The following is a 17,808-nucleotide window of genomic DNA, read 5'->3' as shown; positions in this document are numbered from 1 at the left end:
TATGAACTACTATGCAAACTTTGAAGAGCATCTGGGCGCCGTGGTAGATTCCGTAAAGAAAATGCTGTATGCCAGGCACAAGGATATTTTCCAGCGGCTTGATTTCTACAACGACGATATTTATCTTGAGCCATTGCTGTATACCTATCTGCAGCAGCAGGACAACAAATGGCTGGACAGCATCATCTATGGTTATGAGCAGTCCAGGAAACCGCTAATAGCAGTGTTTCCAAACAGCAACGGGCTTATCTACCTCCCCAATACCGGCTACCTCCGTACATCCTTTACCGGTAGTTCGCTCATGCTCCGTACCACCGGCAATACCATGACGTTGCTCGATGGAGAAAACGAGATACCCTTTACTTTTGAACCGATACTCCATAGCGAGCATGGCATAGAGATCGTGACAGATCATCACCCATTACTGATGAATGTATTCACAGAACAGGGTAACCACCCGGAGGATATCCATGTATCCGGATTGCATCTGCAGCATCTGGCATCGTTCAACAAAGGTATGCATATCATCCGGCAGCTAAACCCTGATCATTTCGGACTGTTGCTGAAAAATCTGAAGAAGGTCATGCTGTTTACAGCAACACAGCAGAATTCTTTTTCGGTATTGTCTGCCCACAACATGATTTTCCTGCACGTCAACCCCTGGGATGATGAAATATTCTTTGCAGATCATATTTCGCATGAAGGTGCCCATGTCACTTACTTTACTTTAACGTATGAAACCAAGCAGCAGCTGTTCACTATCAACTACAATACGCCGCTGGGCGATCTCGTGGGCAATCCGGGTCATTACCCCAGTGTATATCTGTTTTTCCATGGCATGTTCACTTTCATGGAGATTACCAAAACCCTGCAGGGCTGCATTGATCTAACCGGGCTTACTACTATGCAGCAACATGATGTGAAGGGGAGATTTATTTTCCATATGCAGCGATTTAAGCTGTCGCTGGATATGTTTGCAGAACTGAATCTGTTCAAAGAAGAAGGAGCAGCATGGTATGCGCTGTTTCTGGCACAGTATGAGGCTTTTGAACAGCAATACAATTCCTTGCTGCCTCTGTATAATCTTACAGGTCAGCCCTATGATTTTAATAGTAAAGTTTTTGCAGAGATAAATAGTTGAACTGGCGGGGCACTTTCTATCTTATCACCTTTAAATATAACTTCAGAAGATTGTATTCAAGGCAAATGTATCTGCATGTATAAGGAGTTTTTCTGCATCGAGTGTACGCACTGCTGGATAATATTGATTTATTATATATAATAACTACAGCTTCGCCTTCCCGCTAAAGAATACAACTATAATATACCCGATCTTATCAGGATTTTACTACCTTTAAGGTGTCAAAATATCCAACTTGGATATTGCCGGGAATGCACAAACCAACAGACTGAGAAATGTCGCACCATAACAAACTTTTATTAAATTATGTCTTCCAGGCATTCGGACTATGAATTGATCAGGATGCTGATTGAAGGAGACGCCACAGCTTTTGCTGAATTGTATGAATTATACAGGGACAAAATCTTTTCTTTTGCCTTTATACTTACGAAATCCAGCTCAACAGCCGAAGAAGTGGTGCAGGAGGTCTTTTTGAAATTATGGGACAGAAGAGACCAGATAGATATCAACCAGTCTTTTACAGCATACATCAGGAAAATCACTTATCACCAGGTTATTACTTTTTTCCGCAAGGCTAAACGCGACAGAACGTTGCAGCAACAGCTTTACGATAATATGACGGCATTGCAGCAGGTCAGCCCGGACCATCTGATGGAAAAACAATTACAGAAAGCCTATCACGACGCGATCAGGCAACTCCCACCACAGAAACAAAAGATATACCTGCTTAGCAGGGACGAAGACCTCAGTTACGAGGAGATCGCCAGCAAGATGGGGATCAGTAAGAACACTGTAAGAAACCATATGGCAGAGGCTATTAGTTTCATACGCCGGTATGTAACCACCCACTCCGATATCGCCCTCCTGGTGCTCGCAATCTGTATGCAGCAACGTCAGTCCGTATAGGCATACTATTATTTTAAATTTTTTTTCGGGACAACTAGTATTCTTTTTCTTTCCAGGCGTATCTGTATAAAGTGCGCTAAAATAACAATGGCATTGAATAAGGAACAATTAGCAGCATTGTACAAAAAGTACATCGATAATCGATGCACAAGAGAAGAGTTGCAGGAACTGATAGATAAACTTGGGGCAGATGGGGATGATTTGCAGGAGGTAATGGTATTCTCATTATTTGATGAGACGTGGAACAGGCAGGAAGCATCTCCGGGTAAGTATCCGCTGCCAGACCTACCCCCGGTTTCGGCAGCCTCATCTCAGGTGGTGCCGCTCTATAGCCCGTCCCGTAAGTGGTGGCGTCTTGCAGCAGCAGCAGCCGTCTTGTGCCTGGTGATCGGAGGCGTTTACTTATGGCAGAACCGCCAGCAGCAGCATATCGGTACAATGGTGCAGGACATAAAGCCTGGCAGCAGCAAAGCCACATTAACACTGGCGGATGGTTCGGTTATTACCCTCGATAGTGTACAGAACGGTATGTTGACGCAACAGGGCAATACTAAGGTGATCAAGTTAGACAGCGGACAACTGGCTTATAACACGGGAAAGGGACAGACAGAATTATCTTATAATGTACTTACTACACCAAAGGGTGGCCAGTTCCAGGTAACATTGCCTGATGGTACGCAGGTATGGTTGAATGCCGCCAGTAGTTTGCGCTATCCAACGGCTTTCAAGGGCAGAGCCAGGATGGTAGAGCTTAGCGGGGAAGCCTATTTTGAAGTGGCAAAGAATGAGGCCATGCCTTTCAGGGTTGTTGTGAATAATATGGAAGTGGATGTATTGGGCACCCATTTTAATATCATGGCCTACACAGATGAACCGGCGTTAAAAACAACCTTGCTCGAAGGAGCGGTGAAAGTAGTGAAGGGAACACAGAGCAATGTGTTAAAACCTGGGGAGCAGGCCAGCATACTGCCGGCAGTTGAAAACATCAACATTGCCAGGGTAGACGTCAACGAAGCGATTGCATGGAAAGAAGGCCGGTTCCGCTTTGGAGGAGATGATGTTACCGTGATAATGCGACAGCTGGCCCGCTGGTATGATGTGGAAGTCGTGTATGAGGGCAGCTTTAAAGACGTACACCTGGGAGGGGAAGTACCGCGTAATATGAACCTGTCGCAAGTGATAAAAGTACTGGAATTAAGCGGCATAGAGGCAGAACTGCGCGGAAGGCAATTGATCATTACACCAGAATAGTCTTACTACAGTTTACTATACCTATAAAAAGAGGGAAATGCATGGACAGATAAAACAGTGAACCATAACCAAAACCAACCAAAAACCGGATTCCGACTGCAATCGGAGTCCGGCACTATTGGGCAATTAGCATGATCGTCTAAATCGCGTATTTAATCACCCAAATCCAAAGGTAATGAATTTTTTCGCCGGGTATCCACTCAGGTGCGGTACCGTAACAACCAAAATCCGGAGAGTCATGAAACTAATGGCAGTTCTCCTATTAGCTGGGGTTTTACATGTAAGTGCAACAAGTCTGGCCCAGACCGTTACCTATTCTGCCAGAAATGTAGCGTTGGAAAAGGCTTTTGCCGAAATCCAGCGGCAAACCGGGTATTCCTTTGTTTACCGGATAGAATGGATGAAAGAAGCCAAAAAAGTGGACATTTCCGTACACAACAGTTCCATCCAGGAAACACTTGGCCAGTGTTTCAGAAACCAGCCTTTTTCTTACGAAATCATTGACCGGACAGTAGTACTGAAATTAAAGGAAAAAGCAGCTCCTGCGCCCCGGAACATCGATGAACCTGTAGTCTCCCCCCCTTCCCTGGAAATAAGCGGACAAATAATCGGGGAAGCAGGTCCCCTGGGTGATGTTACCGTGCAGGTAAAACGCACCGGCAAAGGGATCATCAGCGATGCCTCAGGACGGTTTACCCTGCGTGGCCTGGAAGCCGGTGATGTACTGCTGATCAGCGCTATAGGGCATGAAACAAGAGAAGTACAGGTAAAGGAAATACCACAGAAAGATAATAAGGGCTTCCTGTATCTGCAGTTAAAGGCTGCTGTAAGCAAACTTGACGAGGTACAGGTGCTGGCATACGGTCAGAGTACAACCCGCCGGCTCAGCACTGGTTCTATAAGCCGTGTAACCGGTGAAGAAATTGCCAAACAGCCGGTAAACAACGTATTGCAGGCACTGGCGGGCAGAGTAACCGGGTTAAGTATCAGCCAGGCCAGCGGACTGGCCGGTGGAGACGTTACTTTTCAGGTAAGAGGACAAAACTCTGTTAATACTGATCCTTTTACCAGTGCTCCACTGGTGATAGTTGATGGTGTACCTTATCCCAATGTACCTATTATTCTTCCGTCTGTCAGCGGGACAGGAAGCTCCAGAAGTTCCTATAATATAATCGGTCCGGGTGGTTATGGAAATCCCCTGTACAGTTTTAATCCAAACGATATTGAAAGTGTCGAGATCCTGAAAGATGCTGATGCTACCGCTATCTACGGTTCACGTGCAGGCAACGGTGTAATGTTGATCACTACTAAAAAAGGGAAGCAGGGTAAAACAAAAGTGGAAATCAATGTGAATACTGGTATTGCGATCAATACCAGGAGGGTAGATCTCTTAACAACACCTGAATATATTGCCTTGCGCAAAGAAGCATTTAAGAATTCCGGTATATCGCCCACTGCTATAAGCGCCCCTGATCTGTTTACCTGGGATAGTACCAAAACCATAGATTGGCAGGATAGACTATTGGGCAACACTGCGCATACCACCGATGTGAATGTGAGCATGAGCGGTGGAGCCGGCGGAACTTCATTCCTTATTTCTGGCAATTATCATTACGAAAACAGCATTTTCCCTGACAGGCGCGGTTCCGAAAAAGCTGGTGTACATTATTCCCTGAACCATACTGCTAATTCCGGCAAGTTCAGTATTGCTTTAACTGGAATGGTGAATTCGACAAATACCAGGCTGCCCACCGGCTCATATGGCACTTATGCTTATTCGATGCCACCAAATTTTGAGGCTTTTGATGCTGCAGGAAACTTAAAATGGGACTGGAATGGTAACAACCCTTATGCAGCGATAAGAACTTCTTATTCTAATAAAACTTTTTCCCTTACTTCTAATTTATCATTGCGCTACAACATATTACCGGGTCTGGATGCCAAAGCTTCCATCGGGTATACCCGTGTGGAAACAGATCAACAACAACTGAATCCAAAATCAGCGGCCAATCCAGGCAATACTTTTTTCCTGTCTTCCAATCTGCTTTCTACCAACCGCAGTCAATCGTTGAATTTTGAACCGCAGCTGCAATATGTACGTTCAATCAGCCGCGGTACATTAAATGTAATGGCGGGTGCTACCATTATGAAAACCGTTGCTGAAATGCCGTTTAGCGTGAACGCTTATAATTTTAGTTCAGACGCTTATATCAACAATATTGCTTTGGCTGGTACTGTTTCCAACAATACAACGTACAACGCATTCCAATATGCGTCATTCTTCGGCAGTACCAATTTTAACTGGCAGAACAGATATATTGTGAACGGTTCTTTCCGCCGCGACGGCTCTTCACGATTTGGGTCTGGCCACCGCTATGGAAATTTTGGCGCTATTGGCGCTGCCTGGTTATTCTCGAATGAATCGTTCGCTGACCACCTTACTTTTTTAAGTCATGGAAAATTAAGAGGCAGTATCGGATGGGTAGGCTCTGACAATGTGAGTGGTGGAAATTATGCCTATCTGCCCCTCTACACTAATACTTCTTACGGATATAACGGAACTGCCGGACTGGTTCCTTCAATGCTGGAGAATCCTGATTTTGGCTGGGAGTCAACTTCCAAACTGGAAGGAGCCCTGGAATTAGGTTTCTTAAAGAATAGGGTACTGGCCACCGTCGCCTGGTACCGCAATCGCACCGGTAATCAGCTTATTGGCTGGCCCGTAAGCACGCAAACAGGGTTCTCCTCGTATACAGCTAACCTTAACAATGCAGTGGTGCAGAACACCGGCTGGGAAATTGAGTTAAATACGGTGAATATTAGTAACAAGCACTTCAGATGGACCTCCTCTTTCAATATTACCATACCCAATAATAAACTGTTGAAGTTCGATGGTATTGAAAACACGGCATTTGCCAGTGCTTCAAGCCCATTGCAGGTGGGCAAACCACTTAACTCTAATTTTGCCATACCTTTTCTTGGACTGGATTCAATGGGCAGGCCACAGTATGCAGATGTAAACAAAAACGGAAAGATAGATTATTTCTCCGGAGCGGCTATTTATGGTAAAGGAGATAAAGTGTATATAGGTAAAAGTTATGCCGGTTATTACGGTGGCTTCACCAACACGTTTAGTTACAGGAACTGGCAGCTGGATTTCACATTGCAGTATACAGGAGATCTGCAAAAAAGAAACTATCTGGCTTCTATTTCGCAGCCTGGTTTAATGTATAACGTTCCCCGGAAGGCTATCAGTGATATCAGGGCAAAGGGGCTGGATAAAGCCTTTATTAAAGCATCCAGCACAACAGATTTTTTCTATTATGTTAATTATGCCAATGCTTCTTATATGGATGCCTCCTTTATTCGTCTTACCAATGCCGCCTTGTCGTACAATTTATCCGAAAGGCCGCTGAAACTATTGCACTTGGTGGGTTTACGAATTTACATGCAGGCGCAGAACCTGTTTGTGATCTCCAATTACCATGGCTTTGATCCAGAATCAGGGGCCGTCTCAGTACCACCATTATTAAGAGTAACAGCCGGCCTACAGTGTACATTCTAAAAAAACTTACGACTATGCAATCACTAGCTTTTCATAAAACAATACTATATAGCTGCCTTATCGTAAGCATGACAGTTCTCACAACTGGCTGCGAGAAATTCCTGGAACCTGATTTTAAAACGCAGGTAACAGAAGATGTGGTATTTGCCAACGACGCTAATGCGCAGGCAGCTATCAGTGGCCTATATTCCAACTTGTCTACAACCACTGCATTTAACGGGGAAATGACGCGACTGGCTGCCTTTTCTGCCGATGAACTGGCTTATTATACAACAGTACTTTCTTACGACCAGTTTCAAAAGAACCAGCTACTGCCGGACAATAGCGATGTTAAGAATATATGGGACAACTACTACAAAGCAATTTACCAGTGTAACACTATTATTGAAAATAGTTCAACATCCACAGGAATGAGCGAGGCAGTTAAAACACAGCTCATGGGTGAAGCTAAATTCCTGAGAGCATTTTGCCATTTTTACCTGGTGAATTGTTTCGGTCCCGTGCCGCTAATTACCGCTACAGCAAAAGAAAAAACAGCTGATGCTCCCCGGAATACAGTAGAAGAGGTGTATACACAAATTAAAGCCGATCTGACAGATGCAATGAACACTTTACCCGGCGACTACGCTATTACTGGTGCAAAACGGATCCGTGCCAATAAATGGGCTGCCGCTGCTATGCTGGCGAGAGTGTATTGCTATACAAAAGACTGGGCAAATGCTGAAGCAATGGCAACAGCAGTGTTGGATAACACCAGTTTGTATTCATTGCAGACCACTGCAAACATCAACAATGTGTTCTTAAAGAATGGAACTGAATCCATATTGGAGTGGGATAGAACGCCTCTCTCGGCCACTCTTGAGGCAAGCATTTTTCTAGGCTGGTTCAATTACTTTGGTTATTTCGATCATACGATGTTGCCCACTTTGATAAATAGCTTTGATAGCAATGATGTAAGAAAAACAAACTGGGTGAAAACGGGGTCAACGGGAAGTGGTCCCTATAAATATAAAACCAGCTTAGGTGCTACCGAGAATTACCTGGTGCTTCGTGTTGCCGAGCAATACCTTATCCGCGCCGAGGCAAGAACGCAGCAGAGTAATATCAGCGGGGCCCAGGCTGATATAAATGTGATCCGTAATCGCGCAGGGCTTGATAATGATAACACCATGACAGATAAAATAACAGCCATGGCCGCCATTGAAAACGAAAGAAGACATGAATTATTTTGTGAATGGGGGCACCGCTGGTTCGATTTGAAACGCTGGCCCAGCCTTACGGCACCGGCCACCAAAACCCGGGCTGATGATGTATTGGGCACTTTAAAAACTACCTGGACGTCAACCGCAATATTATATCCTATTCCGCAAACAGCAAGAGATGCCAACCGGAATCTGACTCAGAATGGCGGATACTGAATCATGCACCGGCAATCGTGAACCCACGATTGCCGGTATACTAAAAAAATAATCATCTAGCAGAACATGAAAAAGCTTATTATGGCCACAGCCTTGCTGTGTGCTCTGGAGGGTATTGCCCAGAAAAAAGAAGTTAAGCAGGATAGCGCCACTGCCACCGCTAAAGCGGATACTGTGAAACCAGGCGCCGTGAAGGCGTACGATAAAGTGATTACTTCAAAGGTGACCACACGTAAGGGCTTATTTACTGTTCACACAGTCGATGACAGCTACTACCTGGAAATTCCTGATACTTTACTGGGTAGAGAAATTCTCATGGTAAGCCGTTTGGCCAAATCGCCGGTTGATGGACTAAGACTTGGAGCAGCATCCTATTACGCAGGCGATGAAATTGATGAAAGAGTGATCACATTTGAGAAAGGCCCTTCGGACAAGGTATTTATGCGTGGTATTTCCTATATGGTGCGTTCATCTGATTCTTCTCAAAACGGTATGTATCGTTCGGTTCGGAATTCCAGTGTACAACCCATACTGGCTGCTTTTCCGGTTAAGAGCTATAATGAAAAAAATCCAGCCACGGTGATTGACATCACTGATATCATCAACAGTGATAACAACATTTTTTCTATATCAGGCAGGTCGAGAACACAATTCAAAATTGGCGGACTTCAACGCGACCGGTCTTATGTTGAGTCCATCAAGACCTTCTCACAGAATGTTGAGATCAGGACGGTAAAAACCTATGCTGCCGCAACGGATCTTTCCGGAAGTCCCCTCACATTTGAATTGAATAGTTCTCTGGTGCTTTTGCCCAAAATACCTATGAAGCCGCGTTATGAAGATGGTAGAGTTGGATACTTTGGAACAGGCTATGTCGACTTCGACGCTGAGTCGCAGGGAGTAAAAAATACAACAATGATCACCCGCTGGCGGCTGGAACCCAAGCCTGAAGATATGGAGAAGTACAAACGTGGTGAATTGGTAGAACCTCAAAAACAGATCGTGATCTACGTTGATCCTGCTACTCCAAAAAAATGGGTCCCTTATCTTATACAGGGTGTGAATGACTGGAACGCTGCATTTGAAAAAACAGGTTTCAAAAATGCCATAGTTGGAAAAGAAGCACCTGCAAATGACAGTACCTGGAGCCTGGAAGACGCTACTCATTCTGCTATTGTTTATAAACCCTCTGACATTGCAAATGCCATGGGGCCACACGTACATGACCCACGTACAGGAGAGATCCTGGAAACGCACATTCACTGGTATCATAACGTAATGAGCCTTGTGCATAACTGGTACATGATACAGGCCGGAGCCGTAGATCCAAAAGCGAGAAAAATGGAGTTTAATGACAGCCTGATGGGACAGCTCATTCGTTTTGTGTCTTCTCACGAAGTAGGGCATACATTAGGCCTTATGCACAATTTTGGCTCCTCCTCAACTGTTCCTGTTGACAGCTTAAGAAATAAAGAATGGGTGGAAACTCACGGGCATACGCCATCTATTATGGACTATGCAAGGTTTAATTACGTAGCACAGCCCGAAGATAATATAGGCGAAACAGGCATCTTCCCACGTATAGGGGACTATGATAGATGGGCCATCGAATGGGGATATAGATTATTTCCTGATATCAGAGGCGAGAAGGAAGAGAAAACATTCCTGAATAAATGGGTCATTGATAACCTTTCAAAAAACCACCGGTTATGGTATGGTCCGCAGCTCATCTTTGGCGCAATGGATCCAAGAAGCCAGAATGAAGATTTAGGAGATGATGCTATGAAGGCCGGATTGTATGGAATAAAGAACCTTAAGCGAATCATTGTACAATTGCCCGAGTGGACAAGAACTCCAAATGAAGGATACTACAATCTCGCAGTTATGTATACGACCCTGCTAGGTCAATTGGGCCAGTATACAAAGCATGTAACTACCAATGTAGGAGGTATTTATATAACCAGTAGGACTGTAGAAGAAAAAGGGGATCCATACGTACCGGTGCCTAAATTCCGCCAGAAACAGGCAGTAGCTTTCCTGAACGAACAGGTATTTCAAACACCACAATGGTTATTCAATAAAGAGATCGGTTCTAAATACAGCTCCATGCCTGCTGAGGTCAACAAGTTTGGAATAGGGGTGCTTACAGATCTGCTTTACAGCGTGGATAAAGTACAACGCAGTATCCGCACATTCCCGGCAGCTGACAACTATCCGATAGCTGAATTTTTCAGTGATGTGAAGAAGGCGGTTTGGTCTGAGCTGGCAACGGGTGCAATGATAGATACATACCGCCGTGATCTGCAGGTGGCTTATATTACCTGTTTCATTGAAATGATTAAAGTGCCTGCCGATAGGCCCGTTGGTAGCACTCAGGCAGAGGTTATATCATTGGCGCGGGCGCATCTGAACGAATTGCAGAGAGGGATTAAAGCAGCGCTTGTGGTTGAGAAAGACCCGGTAAGCAAAGCTCACTTGCAGTTTGGCAGTGAAAGGATAGAAGATGCATTGCATCCGAAGAAATAAAATCAAGTTTCAGGGATCTATTAAAACTAAAAGTATGAAAGTGATTTTCAATAATATTTTGAATGTGGTCTTTGCAATGCTGATGGTACCATCAATTGGCCGGGCAGATGCGAATGGCCGTCAGTATGTTCTTGTGAAAACAGACGTTGATACGCTGAAGGTCGGTGATCCCGCTCCCCGGATTGTAGTGCGTAAATGGCTCAAGGGAACCCCCGTGACAAGTTTCAAGCCGGGAATGGTATATGTAGTGGAGTTCTGGGCTACCTGGTGCGGGCCCTGCCAGGCGGCCATGCCTCATTTGTCTGAGCTGGCGGGAAAATACAAAGGCAAAGCAGAGGTACTCAGCTTCGATGTTAAGGAGGATAAAAAAACTGACTTCCTGCCAAAGGTGGAGCGGTTTGTTAAGTATTCGGGCAATCGCATGAGTTATACTGTTGCAGTCGATGCAGCTGACGATACTATGGAAAGAACATGGCTTAAAGCTGCTGGTAGCAGTGGAATTCCCGAGCTATTTATCGTTGATCAGCAAGGGAAAATTGCCTGGCATGGCCATCCGAATTTTGTGGATGATGTATTGGATGCAGTGGTGAACGGTAACTACGATGAGGCGGGCAAAAAAAGGATCGAAGCGGCGGCAAAGGAAAAAGAAGAACGGTATAACGCCCTTAGTAAAAAAATGATGATTGCGTCCAAGGATGGGAACTACCAGGAGGCTTTGGCAATCGTAGAGGATTTATTGCCCGTTTATCCCGGAATGCAGAATTATTTATTATGTAAGAAATATGAATTCCTCAGCCGAAAAGATTCCTCCGCAGGAAGGCAATTAGGTGAAGAGCTGATGAGTCAGTGGACTCCGAAAGACCAGCTTGCCCTGGCGTTTTGGATAGTAGTTACAAGGTCTGATGGTTCCTTTAAGCCTGATTATGAGTTTGCACTCAAATGGGCGAAGCAGGCCGCTGCACATTCAGACCCAGGAGAAAAGGGTGTTGTTAAATTACTCGGTCAGCTCTATTATGCGATAGGCGATAAAAAGCGAGCCATCGATTGTCAGAAAAAGTTTATTCAAATGCTCAGGAAGGATGGTACGAATTCGTCAAATGTGCTGAAGCCAGAAGAGGAGACCCTTCAACGTTACAAGCAGTAAAACAGACTTATAACTATTTACGAAAATGTCAGTTAAAGTGAAAGAACGGTTAGATGAGTATATAAGCAAAGTAACAGCAAGGTCGGAGCACTTTATAGGTTATCCTATAGCCACTGATTTTGATTACAGCGATCTGTATCAATTGCTGCGATACCCACTTAACAATCAACTGACGGGAAGAACGTGTCTGGTACACTAGGTGATGAATACCAGAGGTGTGGCATGCGAAGATGTTCATGACTATTTTTGGAAGAGGGTTTTAGATTATTCATTGATTCACAGGTTTCTTTCCAGTTACCTGTGCTTTCCTTTTATATTCTGTTCTTTATGAAAATGGTGAATGAGTTTCAGGTCGGTTTAATCCTCATGCTGGTAAGAAAGGCTCAACTTCTTATTGTTCACCGAAAGATATTTACCGATAATGATACTGGTAACAAATACCGTGTAGAAATGGCCCGCAAGTCCAATCAGCATCACAGCTCTTCTCGCCAATAATGATAAAGGTAAAATATCTCCGTACCCTATCGTAAGCAGCGTTGTAAAACTGAAGTAGTTAAGGTTATTCATCACTGCATAGCCTGTGCCTGTATTGGAAAACGCATTAGGTTCTTTGATCTGGATCTGATAAAAGACAAAAGTGCCTATAAGACAAAGCAGCACAAACCCACACAAAGCGGCCGATAGCAAACTTCTTGATACACGTTTTGCATACAACACCTCTTTAAAAACATCTGTTGCTACTATAAAAAAGAATAACAGGTACAGGATGCCCAGCCAGCTCTTGATATCGGTGATACCCAGTTCGCTTTGACACAGATCGAGGAAAACGGTACAGGTTATCACAACGAGGATAAATATGCGCAAACGCTTATTATAATAAAAAACGATAAATCCCGCGATCATATTCTGATAAATATTGAATATTGCTACCACATGCACATGTTCCGAAAAAGTATTACCAAATATGAAGACCATAAAACTGATGAGCAGCAATTCATAACGCTTCTTGCGGGCATGACATAATATCTTCTGAATTAGTTTCGTTTCCTGCATAGTCATAATTATTTGCATCGAATTCATTTTAATTGAATTTCATCAGATATGCAGGTTTTGTTTTGTTAAAACAAGATAAACGCTGGAAATGCACCGACAAAACGATTATTTATATGCATATCACTGTATCATTGATACAGCATTCCCTACACCTTTGTTGGAAATTTGCCCAAACAGCACTATTCACGGACGACTGCATGTCCGTTACAGGCCTGTCTGCTTATCTTTTCACTGATATTCTGTCACCCCTTTTACAATAACCCTTCGTTAACTTAAAACTTTCCCACATGAACAAACATTTATACCTGGCTATTATTGCCTGGTTTATTGGTTTAAGCACTACCCAGGCACAAAATGCGGATCAGCTGTACTACAACACCTTTGCATTGCAATTCCACTACAAAGCAGCAAGTTTCGTCGTAGACACGCCATTAGTAGCTTCTGCCCCACAAGCCTTTCTGTTATGGAGCGCCAACGCGTACCAGGATTCCACGAAAAGTTCTTTATCGCTCGATCAGTTTGATGCCAACGGCAACTTCATCTCCGAGCATGTGGTACCACAACCCGGCAAGCTGTTACCTTCCCTGCTGCCAAAGAAAATCTTCCGCATGAAAAGCGGTAAAGGTTACTATCTCTTAGGCCACGTAATCCAGTCCTTTAATCTGATCAATGGCATCCCTGTGTACTCCACACCAGTACTCATCCGCCTGGATCAGCTGCTGAACCCTATCTGGGTACAGAAGCTGCACTTCTCTGCGGTTAGCACTGCCAACGCCAACGCGCTCATTGAGTACAATGATCTTATCGAAGCTATTAACGGGGACCTGATCATTGCAGGCCGCTACAGCCCCGCGCCAGCAGGTCAGCAGATAAATATACTGGTAACCCGCCTCACCAACACTGGCACCATCGTATGGAACTACCAGTACTCCACCAACTTCACCTGTAACGCTAACGCGCTGGCCCTGACAGAAGCCACCGATAACAACATCATCCTGACTGGTTATGTAGAGCTGTGTACCAGCGGCTTTGGTGGCCCACGCCAGGTACTCTTCCTCCGTCTCCAGCCTGGCGGTATCCCTGTTACTGGTTTCGCTTATCTCGGTGCCACCACTGAATCTGCCGGCACCAAGATCGTGAAACGTACCAACATTGCCGGTAACGATGCCTTCTTCATCTCCGGCTTCACCGATGTTACAGCCGTCACCGGCGCAGCTAACAGACAGGTACTGATACTGGACGTAAGAGAAAGCGGCGCCATCGTAGGCTCCTTCCATGTTGGCGATGCCGGTACAGAAGAATCCAACGACCTCGTTATCCGCAACCTGGGTAACGAAAACTACTACCTATATCTCACCGGCTTCACCACCAGCTACTACACTGCCGTGAGCAAAGAAGTATTCTACCTGCAACTGCGCTACGTGCCTGGTTCCCTGGGTCTCGTGGAATTCAGCACCTTCCCGCAAACGGCCAGCTACACCGAAAGGTATGGCCTTGAAATAAAAGCTGCCGGCAAAGACAAGTTCGCGATACTGGCCAACGCCAACTACATCATCAGCAGTACCAGCAACACCAGTACGTTTACCAACGTGCTACTCCGCGATCTCAGCACCACCAGTCAGCAGTGTATCAAATTACACCAGCCGCCGGTAAGCATCATCAACCTGAATCCTAAACAACTCACGGTATCACCGATAGCACTCTCTTTCAAACCTTATGCAGAGAAATATATCGTGTTCCAGAAAGTATTTCCAAAACTACTCTGTGGTCAGTTCATCGTCAAAGCATACGATGCCCTCAACAGCGGCGTGATAGAACAACGGGTAGCCGCGCCAGCTATGACACTCAACAACGTGGCGCCGGTAACCAAACTGGAAACCGTGAGCATCTATCCTAACCCGGCCAGCAACTATGTCTTTATCGAATACAGCAAACCTATCACCTCCAAAGTGTTGGTGAAAGTGTTTGGTGCCGATATGCGCTTGCTGAAAACTATTGAAATCAATGACAACAAGAGGAAAACGTTGTCACTCGATGGCCTCCCATCCGGCTTGTATTTTATACAGGTGGGCGATAATAATAAAAACGAAATCTTTAAGATAATGAAAAACTAAGCACCACTTGATCACATACAAAGAGGGTGTCTTTCTATGTTGAAAAACAAACCTTCGGGAAAAAAAGTTTAAAAAAGGAACTTCAAGGCTGGTCTTTTTAGACCAGCTTTGAAGTTTACAGTAGGAAGTGTTAGCTCAAGGCAAGGGTGTCCACCGCAAGGTGGAATCTGGCCAGGTCTTTTTTTTCAACAATGACCTCGATACATACCCCGAATCAAATAATGCTATAAAGTTACTGCTTGTGTATTGCCCTCATTTATCTTGTATTTAATAGTTTTGCTACCCTCGGTTATGGTAATATTTAATTTTTCCTTATTCAGCCTGGATATTTTGAGATCGAACACATGACCGAACGAGTGGATGTTATTTAATGCCATTTCATTCCAGTCCTTTGGTAGCCGTGGCGTGCAATTAAAGCTGTTAAAACCTGTTGGCAGCATACCAAACAGTCCTTCTATAAATATCCTGCAATAAAGCCCACCCTCGGCAGACAAATGCCTTTGGTTACCCTCGGGATAAGCTTCTACCGGATATGGCACATGTTCTCCCAACAGTCTCCTGCGCGAATAATATCGGAGATAGTCCATTGCTCTTTCTGTTTCACCTGCCTGCAATACACCACGAAGCGCATACAGGGTTGACCGGTCCCAAAAAGTTTCTTTACCTGCTTCGGTAGCCAATCCGTCGGTTGTCCATAACCTGGGCGAAAACAGAGCGTTGATCGTTCCCTTGCTCCGGTCTAAAATGCCCATGGTAAGGGGCACGCAGATCCAGGCACGCAATACATCATTGGTTTCGTAATATTTATACGCTTCAAACCCTTCTACGTTACCGCCAAAATATTTTTCGATATTAGTCTTAAGTATCGCTGCTTGTTTTAAATACGAATCTAATTGTGATTTAGGCTGATACAGTTGTTTACCAAGATCAGCCGCAGATCTCAATGCAGCATAATAAAGGCTGCTTGTTGCCAGGTTGGCTTTGCCTGATGGGAAGCGCCCTTCCAGTTCATCATGATCTGAAGTAACAACGCCCTGGTCATTTAGTTTCCTGCGACTATATTCAAGACACCAGGTGATAAGCGGCCATAATTCTTTTGCAGAATCAGGATGACCATAAGCCAGTGCGAACCGGGAAGCTCCATAAGCGATCATGGCCATGTCGCCCCTGTCACCGGCGCCTTGCCATACGGCATCCCCTTCAGCAACTATGGAACTGGGTATGGGACGGTATTCGGGGTTCATGTACCTGGCAAACAAACGGTAACAGTCCATCGCTGAGAGGGTGCCAATGCTATCGCCAAGGAATGCAAAAAAGGGGCAGACATATTCGGCCTGGTCATTTGCCCATACAGCCGCATAATAAGCAAGGCCACCGGGGCCATGAAGATAACCAACCTTGGTTTTGTAAATACTTTCGGTTCCCCTGATTTTGGCAAATGAAAACTCCGTATTCAATATGGTATCCGGTGTTTGTAATTGCAATGGTGATAAAATAGTTTTAATGCGGTTTTCACGCGCGTTTTCTTCTATATCTGCATCAACGGTAATAGACTGGGCGGGAAAATCTGTTGCCCGGTAACAAACAGCAAAACTGGTGCGCTCTCCTGGTTGCACTATCCGGCTACCATCGCCTACGGATGCCATTATGATCGTGTGCGGCCTTACTTTACTTTGAATGCTATCCGTTCTTACCTCACGCTTCAGGTATTCCATCGAAATAGTAACCGGCTTATCGGTCGTATTTGTGAAAACAAATTTTTCAAAGACCATAGGTTTGTCCACGGAAGGAAAAATACGCCGTTCAATTTTTACCAGCTCAGGATTGCTCGTTATTGCATCAATCTGCATAATACCTTTGTGGCAGATGCTTTTGATGTTATAGGAAAGATTGCCTGACTTTTTCCCGATGGCCAGATCCATTTTTAACTGCCGGTTATTAATAAAGAACCGGGGCAACTCGTTATCCAGGAAAGTATAATCAATGTGGCTTCGGGTAACGTCGGGCAGCATCCTGAATGTGGGGAAAACCACTGTTCGCAAAACAGAAGATCTGCCTGCACTATCTAATCCATACTGAACCCAAACAGATACTTTTTCTCCCGACATTTCAATATGATCTGTATGCGGCAGCCAACCATTGATTGTCCATTTGATACTTCCATCAGGCTGTATAGCCCAACGGTCTGTTTGCTGAGGTAAGTCATGCTGTTGGGCAAAAAGCAGGGATGGCAACTGAAAAGCTAAAAAGCTTACAAGTATTTTGTTAATCGTTAATTTCATTTAATATCAATTATGCTGGTTAAAAGTAGCTGTACGGATCGATAGCAAAAGGGACAAGCCTGAATACTTATCTTATCCCTTTCTTGTGATCCTAACCCGATTGAACGGGATGCTCTACCAACTGAGCTACCAAAAAAAAATCTCACCTTTCAGTGAAGCTTCTTTCTGACCCCGTCTGGACAATTCCCAAACCAATTTTATGAAGGTTTGAAATTATTTAATGAATTAAAGTCATAAGTAATTCCTAAAAATTACTTTTATTTAATGACACAATGAAAGAATTGATAAAATATATTTTATGCAAACAATACTCGGTGCCAACGGACAAATAGCAATAGAATTAGCCAAAGAACTAAACGCTAAATACACTTCTGGCAGGTTTAGCGCATGAATTAACACATGCCTATC

10 protein-coding genes are annotated in these 17,808 nt (G+C 44.5%); 8 read left to right on the top strand and 2 right to left on the bottom strand.

The window, feature by feature from the left end:
- Position 1: 1 nt before the first annotated feature.
- The 7 genes from BM176_RS23435 (at position 2) to BM176_RS23405 (ending at position 11,951) form a co-directional block, all read left to right on the top strand.
- Entirely contained in the window at positions 2-1,141 is a 1,140-nt protein-coding gene (locus BM176_RS23435; protein WP_090106776.1) for a hypothetical protein, read from the top strand.
- 306 nt (positions 1,142-1,447) lie between these two features.
- Positions 1,448-2,047, top strand: coding sequence for an RNA polymerase sigma factor (locus BM176_RS23430; RefSeq protein ID WP_090106775.1), 600 nt, complete (start codon positions 1,448-1,450; stop codon positions 2,045-2,047).
- An 87-nt stretch (positions 2,048-2,134) separates the two neighbouring features.
- Complete coding sequence (locus BM176_RS23425) at positions 2,135-3,298, top strand: FecR family protein (RefSeq protein WP_090106774.1); 1,164 nt, start codon at positions 2,135-2,137, stop codon at positions 3,296-3,298.
- 238 nt (positions 3,299-3,536) lie between these two features.
- Positions 3,537-6,863: a SusC/RagA family TonB-linked outer membrane protein gene (locus tag BM176_RS23420; RefSeq protein WP_177230512.1), complete on the top strand. Its 3,327-nt coding sequence runs from the start codon at positions 3,537-3,539 to the stop codon at positions 6,861-6,863.
- A gap of 14 nt (positions 6,864-6,877) precedes the next feature.
- On the top strand, positions 6,878-8,281 hold the full coding sequence (locus tag BM176_RS23415) for a RagB/SusD family nutrient uptake outer membrane protein (protein WP_090106772.1): 1,404 nt from the start codon (positions 6,878-6,880) through the stop codon (positions 8,279-8,281).
- A gap of 66 nt (positions 8,282-8,347) precedes the next feature.
- Positions 8,348-10,807: a zinc-dependent metalloprotease gene (locus BM176_RS23410; RefSeq protein WP_177230511.1), complete on the top strand. Its 2,460-nt coding sequence runs from the start codon at positions 8,348-8,350 to the stop codon at positions 10,805-10,807.
- Positions 10,785-11,951 (top strand): redoxin family protein, encoded by a 1,167-nt coding sequence (locus tag BM176_RS23405; RefSeq protein ID WP_090106771.1) that lies wholly within the window; start codon positions 10,785-10,787, stop codon positions 11,949-11,951. The genes BM176_RS23410 and BM176_RS23405 overlap by 23 nt, the downstream gene beginning before the upstream one ends.
- A gap of 357 nt (positions 11,952-12,308) precedes the next feature.
- Here the strand turns inward: BM176_RS23405 and BM176_RS23400 are convergent, their stop codons facing one another.
- Complete coding sequence (locus BM176_RS23400; protein WP_177230509.1) at positions 12,309-13,022, bottom strand: ion channel; 714 nt, start codon at positions 13,020-13,022, stop codon at positions 12,309-12,311.
- 269 nt (positions 13,023-13,291) lie between these two features.
- Here BM176_RS23400 and BM176_RS23395 point away from each other — a divergent pair, with 269 nt between their 5' ends.
- On the top strand, positions 13,292-15,118 hold the full coding sequence (locus BM176_RS23395) for a T9SS type A sorting domain-containing protein (RefSeq protein ID WP_090106769.1): 1,827 nt from the start codon (positions 13,292-13,294) through the stop codon (positions 15,116-15,118).
- A gap of 224 nt (positions 15,119-15,342) precedes the next feature.
- Here the strand turns inward: BM176_RS23395 and BM176_RS23390 are convergent, their stop codons facing one another.
- Positions 15,343-17,400 (bottom strand): glucosidase family protein, encoded by a 2,058-nt coding sequence (locus tag BM176_RS23390; RefSeq protein ID WP_090106768.1) that lies wholly within the window; start codon positions 17,398-17,400, stop codon positions 15,343-15,345.
- Positions 17,401-17,808 lie beyond the last annotated feature (408 nt).

The organism is Chitinophaga sp. CF118 (assembly GCF_900112615.1).
In the GTDB taxonomy this organism is placed as follows: domain Bacteria; phylum Bacteroidota; class Bacteroidia; order Chitinophagales; family Chitinophagaceae; genus Chitinophaga.
This window is presented reverse-complemented; position numbering and strand designations above follow the sequence as displayed.